Source organism: Adhaeribacter radiodurans (assembly GCF_014075995.1).
In the GTDB taxonomy this organism is placed as follows: Bacteria; Bacteroidota; Bacteroidia; order Cytophagales; family Hymenobacteraceae; genus Adhaeribacter; species Adhaeribacter radiodurans.
This window is the reverse complement of record NZ_CP055153.1, coordinates 2816209-2831946: the sequence shown is the minus strand read 5'-3', so window position 1 is coordinate 2831946 and position 15738 is coordinate 2816209. Positions and strand designations below refer to the sequence as shown.

Annotated in this window: 10 protein-coding genes; 4 read left to right on the top strand and 6 right to left on the bottom strand. The window is 41.2% G+C overall.

Features of this window, described 5'->3' with window-relative positions; genetic code table 11:
• Positions 1–190: 190 nt before the first annotated feature.
• Both HUW48_RS11630 and HUW48_RS11625 read right to left on the bottom strand, forming a co-directional pair.
• The gene (locus HUW48_RS11630; protein WP_182415832.1) at positions 191–1039 is read right to left on the bottom strand and encodes a transglutaminase-like domain-containing protein; all 849 of its coding nucleotides are present in this window, start codon (positions 1037–1039) and stop codon (positions 191–193) included.
• A gap of 114 nt (positions 1040–1153) precedes the next feature.
• A complete protein-coding gene (locus HUW48_RS11625; protein ID WP_182415831.1) occupies positions 1154–1882 on the bottom strand; it encodes a peptidase in 729 nt (242 codons plus the stop codon).
• A gap of 416 nt (positions 1883–2298) precedes the next feature.
• On the opposite strand from HUW48_RS11625, the gene HUW48_RS11620 reads away from it, so the two are divergent.
• The 4 genes from HUW48_RS11620 to HUW48_RS11605 all read left to right on the top strand — a co-directional run bounded on the left by HUW48_RS11620 (position 2299) and on the right by HUW48_RS11605 (position 10261).
• Positions 2299–4041 carry a GMC family oxidoreductase gene (locus HUW48_RS11620; protein ID WP_182415830.1) on the top strand — a complete coding sequence of 581 codons (1743 nt, stop codon included), beginning with the start codon at positions 2299–2301 and terminating at the stop codon, positions 4039–4041.
• Positions 4042–4073: 32 nt separating this feature from the next.
• Complete coding sequence (locus tag HUW48_RS11615; protein WP_182415829.1) at positions 4074–4781, top strand: gluconate 2-dehydrogenase subunit 3 family protein; 708 nt, start codon at positions 4074–4076, stop codon at positions 4779–4781.
• 97 nt (positions 4782–4878) lie between these two features.
• A complete protein-coding gene (locus HUW48_RS11610; RefSeq protein WP_182415828.1) occupies positions 4879–6594 on the top strand; it encodes an FAD-dependent oxidoreductase in 1716 nt (571 codons plus the stop codon).
• A gap of 550 nt (positions 6595–7144) precedes the next feature.
• Positions 7145–10261, top strand: a complete 3117-nt coding sequence (locus HUW48_RS11605; protein WP_182415827.1) for a PQQ-dependent sugar dehydrogenase — start codon at positions 7145–7147, stop codon at positions 10259–10261.
• Positions 10262–11011: 750 nt separating this feature from the next.
• On the opposite strand, the gene HUW48_RS11600 is transcribed toward HUW48_RS11605, so the two are convergent.
• The 4 genes from HUW48_RS11600 to HUW48_RS11585 form a co-directional block, all read right to left on the bottom strand.
• The gene (locus tag HUW48_RS11600; RefSeq protein WP_182415826.1) at positions 11012–11656 is read right to left on the bottom strand and encodes an NADPH-dependent F420 reductase; all 645 of its coding nucleotides are present in this window, start codon (positions 11654–11656) and stop codon (positions 11012–11014) included.
• Positions 11657–11902: 246 nt separating this feature from the next.
• Positions 11903–12931, bottom strand: coding sequence for a S41 family peptidase (locus tag HUW48_RS11595; protein ID WP_182415825.1), 1029 nt, complete (start codon positions 12929–12931; stop codon positions 11903–11905).
• 84 nt (positions 12932–13015) lie between these two features.
• Positions 13016–13822: a hypothetical protein gene (locus HUW48_RS11590; protein WP_182415824.1), complete on the bottom strand. Its 807-nt coding sequence runs from the start codon at positions 13820–13822 to the stop codon at positions 13016–13018.
• A 112-nt stretch (positions 13823–13934) separates the two neighbouring features.
• Entirely contained in the window at positions 13935–15635 is a 1701-nt protein-coding gene (locus tag HUW48_RS11585; RefSeq protein ID WP_182415823.1) for a serine hydrolase domain-containing protein, read from the bottom strand.
• Positions 15636–15738: the final 103 nt, after the last annotated feature.

Genomic DNA, 15738 nt, shown 5'->3' with positions numbered 1-15738 from the left:
TGTAGATTGTCTAAGTTCAGGTATTTTGGTATTCTTAACTTAGATGAAAAAGAAGTTTACCATTTCGCGGATTTACTTCCGTGACTTTCATAATTTGCTATACTGAGAAGAGATATGTGGGCGAGGCACGGAAGTAAATCCGCGCCATAATGAACCTATGATATACACGATCCTTCAGCAACAACAAATTCTACTCATAAGACAATCCTTTTAATTGCTTATTATCGTAGTAAAAAGGCTCAAAATTATTTTCCAGCACTTCGCTGGTTACCTGCATTGATTGACAAACTACATTGCCGAATATACTGGCTACAGCTGCATCGGCCGCGTCGCGCCCATTGGCTATTTTTACTAAACCATTTAAAGGAGCCAATTTGGTAGCATCAAAAATAAGCCAATGGCCGCCAATATAAGCCTCAAAACACGCGTGAAAATCCGGGGGATTAAGATTGTATGCGTAAGCAGTAAAATAACGGGCGGGTATGGAAAGAGCCCGGCACAAAGCTATACCTAAATGCGCAAAATCGCGGCAAACGCCTGCCCGTTCCGAAACAGTATCATAGGCAGACGTTTGCGAATTGGTGCTGCCACTCAAATATTCTACGTTTTCGTAAATCCAATCGGTTATCGCTATTACTTGGGCAAAAGTATTCTCTATTTTCCCGAACTTATTATTAGCCAACCGCTGCAATTTATCGGATTGGCAATAGCGGCTAGGAAAAAGATTAGGAATAATATCACCGTCTAACTGCACGACCGGAGTAGCGCCTTTTTCTTGTTTCTGGTCAATTATCTGAGAGATGGTATCTACGGTAGCTTTGTAGGAAATTTTAAAAATTAAAGGTTCAGTTACTTCTAAGCGGATAAACCGGTTCGCGTTTAAAGCTGAACTAAATTCTTCTAAGCGGATATAAGGCTCTACCATTAACGATTCTTCCAGCACCGTTTGAGTAGCTGTGCGGAGAGCATGAATATTTAAAATAAAAGTGCTGGGTTGTAGTACCTGGTATTCTAAATCGCTATGAACCTGAAACTTCATGGATTATTTAATAAGTAATTCGGCGAAAATAGGTTAAAGTATAATTTATAATTCCTTTGTTATTGCAATATTATAAGTTTAACAACAAGCAACTAACAACAAATAACTACTTAATTAAGTTTTGGGTAGTTTATCGAAAGCTAGCTCCATCCATTCTTCCGGAATGGCATCCAAAGCTGATTTTAATTTAGCGGCCCATACTTCCGAAATTTCGCCTAAATCTTTTTGTTCGTAACGGTACTCTACCATCGAAAAACTATCCTTTTTGTATAAGATAACATCTATCGGAAATTCAACGTCGTTATTGCTTACCCGCGTAGAATCAAAAGAAAGAAAACCGGCCTTTAAGGCTTGTTTCATAGTACTATCGGCATGTAACACCCGGTTTAAAATAGCTTTTCCCTGGCCGGAGTTGCCAATTATAATATAAGGAGCGCTTTCGTCCAGTTCCACCCAATTGCCTTCGGAGTACAGCAAAAACAATTTATGTTCCGCGTCATCCCGTAATTGCCCGCCCACAATGGTATTTAAATTAAATTTAAACCCGGCACTTTCTAAAGCAGCTTTATCTTCGTTGGCTACTCGTTTAATCTGTTCGCCAAATGCAGTAACGGCTTTGTATAATTTATTATAAACTACTCCTTCATCGAGCAATTCCTGAAAGTAAAGAATCGCTTTATCGCGCACAGACCGGAGGCCGCTCGTCATGATAAAGAGGGAATAATTTTCTTTTTGGTCAATAAATATCTTTTTTTTAACAGTTGTATTAGTACCGGCTGTAATGCGCGTATCAGCCAAGGCAATCAAGCCTTCTTTTACTTTAATTCCTAAGCAGTAAGTCATAAATATTTGCTTCTTCTAATTCTTTGCAAATTACATTTATATCATATAAAAAAAATTTACTTTGTTTCGGTTACTAATCTTTTACAATAACTTGCCGATTATAATTTACAAATAAAAAGCTTGTAACGCCTGCCCGGATAAATAGTTTAGAGCTAAAAGCTTAAATACTTAAATGTAAAGTTAATAACTAGTAGCGTTTGTATTCCTGCGCTTTTCTGGCTAACCATTATAAAAAAATATAACCTATAATAGGGCTCTTTTAAGTGGAAATGCCAAAGAATATAAGTACATTATCCGCCGAAAAGAAGCAGGCTTGTGCTGGGGAAGAATTAAATATTACCTAAAGGTTTCGCGAGGAACCTTACCCGAGAAAAGGAATTAAATAAACAATCTGTTCAACTAATATAACCCACCTTATGGCATTTCAAATTAAAAAGAAAGGCGAATTGTACGACGTTGTCATTGTTGGCTCCGGAGCGGGAGGCGGCATGGCTGCTAAAACTCTTACTGAAGCTGGTCTGAAAGTAGCTTTATTAGAAGCCGGTCCGGATTACGATCCTGCCAATCCAGATCAGCAAACCCAATTAAAATGGCCGTACCAGTCACCCCGGCGAGGTGCTAACACCACTCGGGCCTTTGGCGATTTTGATGGTGCCTATGGAGGATGGGAAATTGATGGTGAGCCTTATACCCGCCAGGAAGGTACTGAATTCGACTGGTTCCGTTCCCGGATGATCGGCGGGCGCACCAACCACTGGGGACGTATTTCGCTGCGGTTCGGGCCACATGACTTTAAACGGGGCAGCATAGATGGGCTGGGCGATGATTGGCCGCTTTCGTACGAGGATTTAAAACCGTATTACGACCGGGTAGATAAAATGGTAGGGGTATTTGGTACGAACGAAAATTTACCTAATGATCCGGATGGTTATTTTTTGCCACCGCCCAAACCACGTTTGCACGAATTAATGATTAAGAAAGCGGCTACCAGCGTTGGTATTCCCGTTATTCCGGCCAGATTATCTATGTTAACCCGGCCGGTTAACAAAGACCGGGGTTCTTGTTTCTTTTGTTCCCAGTGCGGCAGAGGTTGCTCGGTTCACGCCGATTTTGCTGCTTCTACGGTTTTAGTAAAGCCGGCCCGTAAAACCGGAAATGTAGATTTGTACGTTAACGCCATGGCCCGGGAAGTATTAACCGATAAAAACGGTCTGGCCACCGGTGTTTTGTATACCGATAAAACTGATTTACAGGAATACCAGGTAAACGGAAAAGTAGTTATTTTGGCTGCTAGCGCCTGCGAGTCGGCAAGACTTTTACTAAATTCTAAATCAGCTCAACACCCGAACGGACTGGCAAATTCCAGCGGAGTGGTAGGTAAATACCTGCACGACTCTACCGGGGCTTCGCGTAGTGCTTTTGTACCGAAACTAATGGACCGTAAACGGTACAACGAAGATGGCGTGGGTGGTATGCACTTGTACATTCCGTGGTGGCTCGAAGGAAACAAAAAACTAAATTTCTCCCGGGGTTATCATATTGAACTAGGCGGTGGTCTGGGAATGCCATCCTACGGTTTTGGTTTCGGCATTGAACGAATGAACGGAAAATACCCTAGTAAAGACGGAAAAACTAAGGATGCCGGTGGTTACGGTGCGTCTTTAAAAGATGATTATCGCCGCTTTTACGGGGCAAACGTTGGTTTTTCGGGCCGGGGTGAGAGTGTTCCTCGCGAGTACAACCGCTGCGAAATTGACCCGAACGTAGTAGATAAATACGGTATTCCGGTGCTTAAATTCCATTATAAGTGGACCGAACAGGAAGTAAACCAAGCCAAACACATGCAGGATACTTTCGAAGAAATTATCCACGCCATGGGTGCCATAGCTAACGGGGAAAAACCAGGGGCAGATGAGCAATACGGTTTGGCGGTTCCCGGCCGGATTATTCACGAAGTAGGAACAGTACGGATGGGCAATAACCCAAGCAAATCGGCTTTAAACAAAAACTGCCAGGCACACGAAGTGAAAAACTTATTTGTGGTAGATGGGGGTCCTTTTGTGTCGCAAGCCGATAAAAACCCGACCTGGACCATTATGGCCTTATCTATGCGGGCCTCTGAATTTATAATTGATAATCTTAAAAAGCGGAATATATAATAGCTATTATTTAGCTTATAAAGCAAAATATTATGGACAGAAGAGAATCCCTGAAAGTTTTGGCCATTGGTTCGTTAGGAGCCAGTGCCCTGTTAGTAGGTTGCGATAAAAATTACGGTGAAAAAGGTGATGAGAAAAGCACTTCGGATGTAAAGGACGACGCGAAAGCGGAAGGCTACGGCCGCACCCCCGAAGAAAAAGAGCGGGACGCCAAGCTCATGAAAGAGCAATTTTTCACGAAAGAAGAAATGGCTACCATTGCCATTTTGTGCGATATTATTATTCCGAAAGATGACCATTCCGGTAGTGCTACCGACGCGAAAGTGCCTGAATTTATTGAGTTTATGGCGAAAGACCAACCCAGTTACCAAACTCCGTTACGCGGGGGATTACGTTGGCTCGAAATAAAATCAACCAAGCTTTTTGAAAAGGGTTTTGCGGATGCAAGCAAAGAACAGCAAATACAACTGGTTGATATGATCGCTTACCCGGATAAAGCAGCCAAAGAAAATGCTCAAGGGGTGGCCTTCTTTAACCAGATGCGTAACTTAACAGCTACCGGCTTTTTTACTAGTAAAATAGGTATTGAAGATATCGGATACAAAGGGAATCAGCCTAACGCCTGGGATGGGGTACCCGATGATGTATTAAAACAATACGGGCTGGAGTACGATGCTAAAACTTTGGCGCAATGCCTGAAAAATGAAGACCGGGGTAAAATGATGACTTGGGATTCGTAATAGTAAATTTTAAGTAAAGATAAGCCGGTTTAGAATTACTAAACCGGCTTTTTTATGCTCCCTATATTTAGATATTTGCAAAAAAATAATTTTGTTTATGAACCGACGTAACTTCGTTCAGCTTTTAACGGTTGGCAGCGGAGCGGCCGTTAGTGGCTTGCATGTACCATTTGCTAATCAATCCAGGGCACAATCTTATTCTTCCGGAAAAATGGCCCAGGAACTAAAGGCAGACTTAGTTATTGCCGGCGGCGGATTAGGTGGATGTGCGGCGGCATTGGCCGCTTTACGAAATAATTTAACGGTTATTCTTACCGAAGAAACAGATTGGTTAGGTGGGCAGCTTACCCAACAGGGTGTACCGCCCGATGAGCATCAATGGATTGAAACACACGGAGCAACGCAACTATACCGCGATTTCCGCAAAGCAATCAGGGAATATTACCGGCAAAATTATCCGCTTACCGAACAAGCTCGTTCCCAGCCATATTTTAATCCGGGTAACGGGGCAGTTTCCCGGATAGCGCATGAACCACGAGTAGCTTTAGCGGTATTGTATAACTTGTTCGCTCCTTATCTCAGTTCAAAAAAATTAACCCTGCTTTTAGAACATAAAATTAGTAAAGCCGAGGTTACCGGTAATAAAGTCCGGAGCTTGCAAGCCTTAAACCTGAAAAAAGAGCAGGAGGTAGGATTAACGGCGCCATACTTTGTGGATGCCACGGAGTTGGGTGAATTACTCCCTTTAACCAAAACTGAATTTATTACTGGAACCGAATCTCGCCAGCAAACCCGCGAACTGCATGCTCCCGAAAAGGCGGACCCCCATAATCAGCAAGCCTTTACCGTTTGCCTGGCCATGGATTATGTTCCTGGTTCTAACAATACCATTGATAAACCTAACAATTTTAATTTCTGGCGAAACTTTACTCCTAAAATGAATCCGGCTTGGTCCGGTATGTTACTCAGCTTGGAATATTCTGATCCTAAAACCTTAGCAACAAAAGCTTTAGGTTTTCACCCCGAAGGAGTGGCAACTGGTCAAGCCTTGAACCTCTGGAACTACCGCCGGATTATTCATAAAAGCAATTTTGTGCCGGGTACCTACGCCGGTGATTGCAGCATCCTAAATTGGCCTCAGAACGATTATTATTTAGGAAATTTAGAGGGAGTGAGCGAAAATGATTTTAAAAAACATGTGCAGCAGGCGAAGCAACTAAGCTTATCGCTTTTTTATTGGCTGCAAACCGAAGCACCCCGCCCGGATGGAGGACAAGGTTGGCCAGGCCTACGTTTACGCGGCGATATACTGGGCACCGAAGATGGGTTAGCCAAATACCCGTACATCCGGGAATCAAGGCGCATTCAGGCGCTATTTACCATTTTAGAAGAACACGTGGGAGCGGCTAATCGGGCTCTGATAACCGGTAAAGAAAAAGATAATACGGCCGCGGAGTTTTACGATAGTGTGGGAATTGGATATTACCACATTGATTTGCATCCGAGCAGCGGCGGGAACAACTACATCGATTTTGCGTCTTTACCTTTTCAAATTCCCTTAGGTGCCCTTCTTCCCAAAAGAATGGAAAACTTATTGCCGGCCAGTAAAAACATTGGAACTACTCATATTACCAACGGTTGTTACCGCTTGCACCCGGTAGAGTGGAGTATCGGCGAAGCAGTAGGCTTGTTAATTGCGTTTGCCAAACAGAAAAAAGTATTACCCCGTGAGGTGCGGGAAAAAACTAATTTGCTGGTAGAATTTCAAAAAGTTATCCGATCGCAGGGTATAGAGACGCACTGGCCTACTTAATTTACTATTTAAAGCTAGTGGCATGTCAAACCTTGTATCCTTTTAGAAGTACGCGATCCTTGATTGTTTTTATTGCGCCAATTTTCAAACAATATCAGGTAGTATTTACTATTTACAACAAGAGTATATTATAAAGAAGCCAACCTGGTAGGAATTAAAAACAGGAATGCCGGAAACCTGCTGGAATTATACTCAAGTAATACATAATTTTTCCTCTTTAGTCATCCTAGAAGGAACTAACCGGCAGAAAAGAAGAACAGATCATAGATAATTAAGGAGATTACCTGTTATAACTTTCTAGAAAACATTACGGCAGTCACTCTAAATTGAAATCCATTTAAGATGACGGAAGTAAGTAGAAAGAACTGTTTTAAACTTCTATTTTGGGCATCCCTGTTTTGAAAATCTGCCAGGTTAGAACTATTGATGGTTCTTTTTATTATTTGGTATAAGTTTCTTTTATTCGCAGGTGAATTGCTTACAAACAAGCACTAGCTTTAGCAAGTATTTTATTTTTATATTGTGCCGGATTACATTTCTACTTTTTTGTATGCGCACTCATTATTTGCTACTATGGCTATCCATCTTTCTCGTTGCTTGTTCCACCAGAACTAACACCAGTAGCACAACTGCTTCGCAGGTTCACCCCCGAATGTTGATATACGGAGATATTTCTGATATAGGAGAATCATTAGAAAAAACAAATACTAAAGCCAATTGGCAAATTACAAAGGCTTTGAATAGTAGTTATTTAGTTGATGATTCTTTAAAAAATTTCCAGCGTCTTGTACTTTCGTCCTTCTCGCTTTCTCAACTAAACCATCGGCAGATTACTTCTTTGAGACGGTTTATGGAGGCCGGGGGAGGAATACTAGCTTTAACTGATTCAAGTAATAATGCCCAAACACAAGCTTGGGGAACTGATTTACAAAATTTTATACTTGATAAAAAAGTAAAACCGGAAAGCGGCAAGCTTCTTCTTTTATCCCAAGCTGATCATTCACCGGAAAAAGTTGGAACCGTATTCGAAATAACTGACCTTGAAAGCAACCTGCCGGATTATAGTAAGGCAACTACTTTGCCGGTGCCGGATTCCAGCCGCTATACCTATCAGGTTTTAAGCCAGGGTATGAACGAACCTATGCAAATGGCTCTGCTACCCGGAAATAACGTATTATTTGTAGAACGTAAAGGAGCCGTAAAGCTGTTTGATGCCAACTCAAAACAAACCAAAACCATCGCGAATATAGAAGTATTTAGCGGCATCGAAGATGGATTACTGGGAGTAGCGGCCGATCCGGGCTACGCCCGAAACAACTGGATATACCTTTACTACGCCGTACCCGGCGAAAAAGCCGTAAACCGCCTGGCCCGAATGGAATTGCGGCAAGATAATCTGGACCGAAGTACGGAAAAATTTTTACTCGAAATTCCCACTCAAAGAAAATATTGCTGCCACTCGGCGGGTTACCTGCATTTTGGCCCGGATGGCCTGCTGTATTTGGCTACTGGCGATAATACCAACGCCGAAGAAACCGAAGGCTATATACCCATTGACGAACGTCCGGGCCGGCAATTGGCGGATGACCAGGCAACGGCCGCTAACTCCAACGACTTACGCGGAAAAATTTTGCGCATTAAACCCGAGCCGGATGGTTCTTATTCCATTCCGGAAGGCAATTTATTTCCGGTAGGAACCCCTAAAACCCGGCCCGAAATTTACACCATGGGCCACCGCAATCCGTATCGTTTCTCGGTTGACCCCAAAAATAATTTTGTATACTGGGGCGATATTGGACCGGATACCAAAGTACCCGCCTCAGAAGGAACTTTAAGTTACGATGAAATTAACCAGGCCCGTAAACCCGGATTTTATGGCTGGCCTTACTTTTTAGGAAATAACGAAGTATTTCCTTACTATGATTACGCCACAAAAGCTTTTCGGTCTACTGTATTTAATCCGCAAAAGCCGATAAACAATTCTCCCAATAACACCGGCATCCGGGAATTACCCCCGGCCCAACCGGCCATGATTTGGTACGGCGACGGAGCTTCTAAGCATTTTCCTTTGGTAGGTAAAGGCGGCGAATCGGCTTTGGCAGGGCCGGTTTATTACTCCGATTTATTTCCAAATGCCCCATACAAATTGCCCTCATATTACGATGGAAAGCTTATAATTTACGATTGGGTAAGGCGTTGGTTTATGGCTGTATCTTTCGATGAAAATAAAAATTACCTGCGCATGGAGCCTTTTCTGGATCATATAACCTTTGCGGCTCCCACAGATATGCAAATTGCTCCGGATGGGGCTATCTATATATTAGAATACGGTACTAACTGGTTTGCCAAAAATAACGATGCCCGCTTAATACGGGTAGAATACGCCGAAGGAAACCGCAAACCAATAGCTAATATTAAAGCAGATAATTTATACGGGGCAGTGCCTTTTCAAGTGAAGCTATCGGCCGCTGATTCCAAAGATTATGATAAAAACGACAGCCTTCAATTTACCTGGGAAGTAGCAGGTAAGCATTTTACCGGAGAGCAAATAACTTATACATTTACCCAACCCGGAATTCACGACGTAACTTTAACAGTAAGCGATAACCACCGCGAAAGCAGTACTTCAATGGTGCAAATAAAAGCTGGCAATGCGCCGCCCGAGGTAAATATTACAACCACTGCTAACCGGAGTTTCTACTGGGACAATACCTCGCTTGATTACCAGGTAAAAGTAAAAGACACCGAAGACAAAGTAATCGACCCGAAACGGGTAAGCCTTACCTGGAATTATATGCCGCAAGGTAAAGACGTAGCAGTAGCGCTCACCCGTTCGCCAACTTCGGTGAACGTACAATTTGCGAAAGGTCAGTATTTAGTATCTACTTTAGATTGTAAAGCCTGCCATTCCCAAAATCAAACTTCCGTTGGTCCTGCTTACGTAGCCGTGGCAGCGCGTTATTCGGGGAAAGTTGGCGTTGAACAAAAATTAGCCCATAAAATAATTACGGGCGGCAGTGGTAATTGGGGACAACGTACTATGTCGGCCCACCCGGATTTACCCGAAGCAGATGCTACGGAAATAGTACGATATATTTTGTCTTTAAAAGAATCAACTTCCTCTTTGCCACTTAATGGAAATTTAGCTTTAAAAAGTCACCTGGGGCAAGGCAAAGAAGGCTCTTACCTGTTAACAGCCCTGTATACCGATAAAGGAGCCAATGCCATGGAACCTTTAAGTGATCGGGATTATATTTTATTGCGTAACCCTTTGGTACAGGTAGAAGATTACGACGAAGGCAACGTAAAACTAGGTACCGTTACCACTGAATTTTTAACGTACGCCACTACTATTAACCACCAAAGTTTCGTAAAATTTAAAAATATAGACCTTACTCATTTAAAAAGCCTTACTTACCGGGTGCAAACCAGCGGCCCTGGCGGAAACATAGAAGTACATCTCGATCAGCCTAATGGTACCTTGGTAAGTAGCATTATTATTCCGGCAGCTAAAAATACGGATGCTAAAAGCAAGTGGCAGGAGGTAATAACACCCTTCAACCAGAAAACAAAAGGCATCCACGATTTATATTTTGTCTTTACCGGCACCAATCCAAATCAACAAAATTTATTTAACCTCGATTGGATTTACTTTTCGAATAAGTAAATCCTTATATGTTCTCTTTTAATAAAAGGTCTTAAAAGGCAGAGACCAATTAAATGATAGATGATAAGTTAGGGGAAAAGCTTCCCTCCTAAGTTTAGGAGGGGTAGTTGTTTTTCTATAAAAGCTGCGCTTATATATGTTTGTCCAGGTACTTAAGTATTATGGTAAATCATTCCTCATTATGATTTATGAATAGAAGATCAACTTCATTAATTAACATATAATACCAACTACAATTTACTAAATACCCTAATAGATATGAAAAAGGAGCAAACTGGTAGGTTTAGAAAACGGGAATATCGAAAACCACCCGTAACAATAGTCTGATGATGATAGATACTTCCTCCACTTTCGTCATCCTGGAAGGAACTAACCGGCAGAAAAGAAGATTGGATCATTGGTGATAAAGTAGATTAACTACTATAACTTTCCAGACCACTCTGCGGCAGTCACTTCATATTAATAAGATCATTCCAGTATGATGGAGGTAGGTTATAAAAGTTGTTTTAAACTTCTATTTATGACAATCTTGTTTTCTAAACCTACCGGATTTAAAGCCATAGCCCCTTAGTGCAATTCATTTAGGTGATTGGGTTTAATTACAATAAGTACTTTGAGGGAACAATAAAGTAAATACAACTACAATACTGAAAGTTCTAATTAAACTAAAAAAAGATAAAAGACTATTTAAGCTGTTTGATTTTAGCAACTTATTCTTGGATGGTACTCGTTTAATTTAAGATACCAATTTTAAATACCTTCGTGTTCTAAGCCCCAAAGGTTAAAGCTTATTCTGGGATGGCTACCAGCTTTCCGGGCAAGCTCAGCGGCAAGCAGAGTCATCCGTTCAATAGTTCGATTATTCTTTAACAAACCTGCATCTAACACCCGGAAAGGCAAAGGTTTTAATAAATCCTTTATTTGTTGGCGGGCATTTTCGTCATCAGCAGTAACATAAATATCGCTTTTTAAGCCTTGCAAAACCGGGTTATCAAAAACTACCCAATACGTATTTTTAAAAGCACCTACTACGGTACTATCCGGTATTACTTTTTGTAATTCTTCGGCGGCAGAAGTATTATAAGGTGTGGTAAAATCGTCAAAATTGTCGTTAAACGGATTAACAATATCTATCACAATTTTTCCTTTTAATAATTCCTTATACTTTTCGGCCCAAGGCAGTAAATCTTTAAACCACAACGTCGGAATAATTACATCAGCCTGAAGCGCTTCTTCCATGCTAACAGCTAATAAATCAATTTGTAATTCGTGCAGTACATTTTGCGCCCGTTCTTTTTCCCGACCGCTAAATAAAATGGTGTGAGGAGAATACTGGTAAAAAGTTTTCACTATTCCTTTACCCATCCGCCCCGTTCCAAAAATAGCAATGTTCATCTTTAATAAGTTTAAGCATTTTGTTTCCAAAATTAGCATTCGGCTTTTGTAAAAGAAGTTCTCAATTTAAAATGTCATCTTTTAATTGTTCGTAGTTCTTCTTGTAAAATAGGTAACCCGGCTTCTTCAATTTACTCAATTAAAACTGGCACTATTTATTCTATCCTTTAAAGAGATTTTTAAATAATACCTAAATGGATGTACTTAAAGTTTTAAATGAATCAACTTAGTTTATATAATTCAGTATTAATCAATTAAATCAATTGCTTTTTCTAAAGCAGCATCTTTGCCAGCGGTTAGTTCCGACTTTTTATTTTTAATCAAAATATCTGGAGCAATCCCAATTCCTTCGTAAGATTCACCATTCGGACCGTGCACATCCGCTATGGGCACCCGGAAAACCCATCCATTAGGTAACTCGCGGCGCATAGCATCCGGGATAGCACCACCCGTAGAATCACCCACAATGGTTACGTTCTGGTTTTGTTTCATGGTGAGTACAAATGTTTCTCCGGAGCTAAAGGTAGCTCGCCGGGTGAGCACCACTACTGGTTTTGTAAACTGGTAATTACCTTCGGGTTGGGTGTAAAATTTTAGGGTAGGGCCAAAATCCGAATGTTGGGGACCATTGCGCAACCGCGAAGTAAAAGCTAAATGCTTTTCGGAAGCAAACCTGTTTGCGATATGCTGACTCACCCGGTCTTCTCCGCCGCCATTTTCCCGCATTTCAATAACTATTCCTTTGCTATCCCGCAATTCATCCAGTATTTTATCAATAGCCTTCACGTAAAAGAGATAATTATTTTCAAAATGCAATAAATTAATGTAACCAATAGTGGCCGAAAGTTTGCCGTAGACAATAGCATCGCCGTAGGTTTTTCTTTGAATTAAATACTTTTCTGCTACAGATTTATCAAAATCTTCGAAGGTTTTTCTTCCTAAAATACCGCCGCTGTAAGGAGGTAATCCGGAACTACGCAAAGGCCGGAGAAAAATGTGATTGTCGTTTAAGGGAGTAAGCATACTTACCATTATAGAATATAATGCCGCTTCGGTGGTTGATGTTTTTACCTGAGGTCGGTATTGGTTATAAGCAGCCTTCCAGTCAATTTTTTTTACTTCAAAAGAACCGTACAAGCGATCAAATTCCTGCCACAGTTTTTCAAAGTTTTCTTCCGGATTATTGGGGGCTTGCGGCCCAAGGAATACTTTTTCGCAGGAGGTTAAGGTAAAAAATGTTAAAAAAATTAAAAGAGAAAGAGATAAGGTTTTCATAATTTATAGTAGGATTGACTTTTACAGAATGGGTATTCGGATTAGGTGGATTGTTTTAGATGAGTAATAATTATTTAGAAATAATTAAATGGCTAAAAACCGATAACTGGTTTGTAGCAATAAGGCTTGGGAATAAGACCGGATAGGCCGAGGATCGGGGTAGTGAAACCAACTGAACTGATACGAAGCTCCTAAGGCAAAGCGGCGGCTTAAGTGCAAGTTGTAGGTAGTCGCCAGATTAATTTGCTGTAGTTTAGTAAGAGTAGCTAAATTACTGCCCTGTCGAAAGAATTCGGTTAAGTTAGTACCATGCGTAGATTTCGGATAATTAGCGTAGTTAGCCCGCGATACAATAGCCAAGGCTGGAATACTTAATTGAGTACTAAAACTATGGTGCCGCGCCGGTTCCCACTCGGCCAGGATAGCTGCGTTTACGCTGGCGATGTTAGTTGCCCAGAAAGTATTAGCTATTTCGTCTGATAATAAAAATCCGTTGCTTAACTCTCCGCCTGCAAATAATTTCCAAGTTGGTGCGGCTTTTAGCGGTATTTGGCGCAGATAAGCCAGTTTTAATTGCAAGGCATACAAGGTAGGTGTAATGGCATAAACATAATTATCGTCGCCGTAGGTACGTGATTTAAAGCGCTCCGGAGAGTAATTACCCCAGGCCGGATTTAATTTCAACAGAAACCGAGATTTTTCGCCCCGATTAATAAACTGGAAAGCAGCCGTATTAGAATGATGGGTTTTGTAAAGTAAGGGCGAAGCCTGGGCATCTAAAGTGGTTTGATGATAAGGGCCATACGCCAAACTAATTTCTTTTTCTTTGTCCTGGGCGTACAACTCAGGGAGCCAAGTGAGGCAAATAAAGAGCATGAAGAATTTTTTCATAGGATTGTATAATTGAAAGAGTAAGTGATAAAAGGGTAGAACTAAGAATTAAGTAAAATGACCAGTGTTTGACTCAGAAAAAGCAGGCTGGAAGTTTTCTCATAAAAGCTATTTACTTTTTTCGGATAAACTGAAGATTGGTAATAGCGGTGCGGTTAAACGTAAAACCAGTTGGTATTCCGGCAGTGTTCGAACTAAAAACCAAGGTATTGTTACCGATTAAGTCCGCGAGAAAACGATTCCCTTCTATTGGCTGAAAAGGAATAAACACTACTTTATAGAGAAGCAAACCCAACTTTTCTTTCCTTACTACTAAATGGTAGGTTTTTTTAAGTTCGGAGCTGTAATATTTACCGGCGTAGGTTTTTAATTGAGCAATAGTTAGTTCTTGTGGGGCTACTTTTTGCAGCAAAAAACCATCTTCCCGGATAGGTGTTTGCTGCAAGGTATTTACTTGTCCGTCTTCGGAGCTAATAAAACGGAGCTCGTATTCTTTTAACCCTTGGTTTTGGTAAACCTGGGGAGCTAATGCGGTTAAAGGAGCTTTATACCCATTAAAGGAAGTAGCCGAAAATAATTTTTCATTTTCATGAGTAATGATGGCTAATTCCTGGTTATTGGCTGAGTTTAAATAAATGCCGGTTAATTTACTTAAATCCTTATTAGGCAAACCATTGAAACCAGCTATTTCAGGAATTACTTTATTTTGAATAACGCTTTCCCCCACATGTAATAAATTAGGAGTAAGGCTATACATATCATCGGTATTGGCCAGTCCAATTACAGTTACTTTTTGCTCCGGAAACCGGACCATTTCGGCCTTATAACCCGGGTCGCTGCCGCTGTGGCTGGTAGCTAAATATTCTTTGTAAGGAGCTACTTCTAAACCATAAGCATATCTGCTTACCTGGCCATTATTGAGGGTACCAGGGGTTAAAATTTTAGTAATTAAAGTGGGGCTGCCTTTACCTAATTTGTTCTGATAAAAATTTTCATTCCATTTAATTAAATCCGCCAGAGTAGTAACTAATCCACTGGAACCTACCGTATTGCCCTGGAACTCACTTTGGCGGTATCTTACCTTACCTTTTTTGTAATTAACGCCGTACCCTTTAACTAAACCCGGAATAGTCTCTTTAAAATTACCGTAAAATCTACTATGGTTCATTCCTAATGGCCGGAAGATAGTCTGCTCCGTAAATTCAGGAAAACTCATGCCACTCACCCGGGCTACTATTTCGGCCAGTAAAACATAACCGCCATTCAGGTATTCGTAACGCTCACCGGGCTTAAAGTTTAAATTATTTTGCCGGGTCATGGCTGCCAGCACATTGGCGTTGGTGTACTGTTTTTCGCCTTTAAAGGTAAGCCCAACCAAAGTAAACCCATCCCGCAGACCGCTGGTATGGTGAATTAAATGTTCAATCCGTACGGTTTCGCCTAAATCGGGTAGTTCCGGTAAGTATTTTCGGATATCATCCGAAGCGCATAACTTACCTTGTTCTTCTAATAAAGCAATGCTCATAGCCGTAAATTGCTTGGCCATAGAGGCAATCCAAAAAGAATGATTTGTGGTAAGTGGTTCTTTTTTTTTGATATTAGCCATGCCATAGGCCCGCTGGTACAGCACCTGTCCGTCGCGGATAACTGCTATAACTGTGCCGGGAGTTTTAGTCGAATTCCAGGTTAAAAATAAAGAATCTATGTGTGCCTGCAGAGGTGGAGATATGGTCTGCGCCTGAGTAGAGTTAAAAATACCTAAGCTTAAGAGGAAAATCAGGCTCCAGGCTAGCTGTAAAAGTAAGGGTTTCATACATTTGTTTTGTTTAAATGAGTGGCACAAAACAAATCAAGAAAAGCCTCTTTCCTGCTTCCAGGAACAGTTTTGCTACTGAAACGCCTATAAAAAAGCGACG

Coding starts and splice junctions, on each gene's coding strand:
- HUW48_RS11630 (WP_182415832.1), bottom strand. CDS start 1,039: ATGAAGTTTCAGGTTCATAGCGATTTAGAATACCAGGTACTACAACCC.
- HUW48_RS11625 (WP_182415831.1), bottom strand. CDS start 1,882: ATGACTTACTGCTTAGGAATTAAAGTAAAAGAAGGCTTGATTGCCTTG.
- HUW48_RS11620 (WP_182415830.1), top strand. CDS start 2,299: ATGGCATTTCAAATTAAAAAGAAAGGCGAATTGTACGACGTTGTCATT.
- HUW48_RS11615 (WP_182415829.1), top strand. CDS start 4,074: ATGGACAGAAGAGAATCCCTGAAAGTTTTGGCCATTGGTTCGTTAGGA.
- HUW48_RS11610 (WP_182415828.1), top strand. CDS start 4,879: ATGAACCGACGTAACTTCGTTCAGCTTTTAACGGTTGGCAGCGGAGCG.
- HUW48_RS11605 (WP_182415827.1), top strand. CDS start 7,145: ATGCGCACTCATTATTTGCTACTATGGCTATCCATCTTTCTCGTTGCT.
- HUW48_RS11600 (WP_182415826.1), bottom strand. CDS start 11,656: ATGAACATTGCTATTTTTGGAACGGGGCGGATGGGTAAAGGAATAGTG.
- HUW48_RS11595 (WP_182415825.1), bottom strand. CDS start 12,931: ATGAAAACCTTATCTCTTTCTCTTTTAATTTTTTTAACATTTTTTACC.
- HUW48_RS11590 (WP_182415824.1), bottom strand. CDS start 13,822: ATGAAAAAATTCTTCATGCTCTTTATTTGCCTCACTTGGCTCCCTGAG.
- HUW48_RS11585 (WP_182415823.1), bottom strand. CDS start 15,635: ATGAAACCCTTACTTTTACAGCTAGCCTGGAGCCTGATTTTCCTCTTA.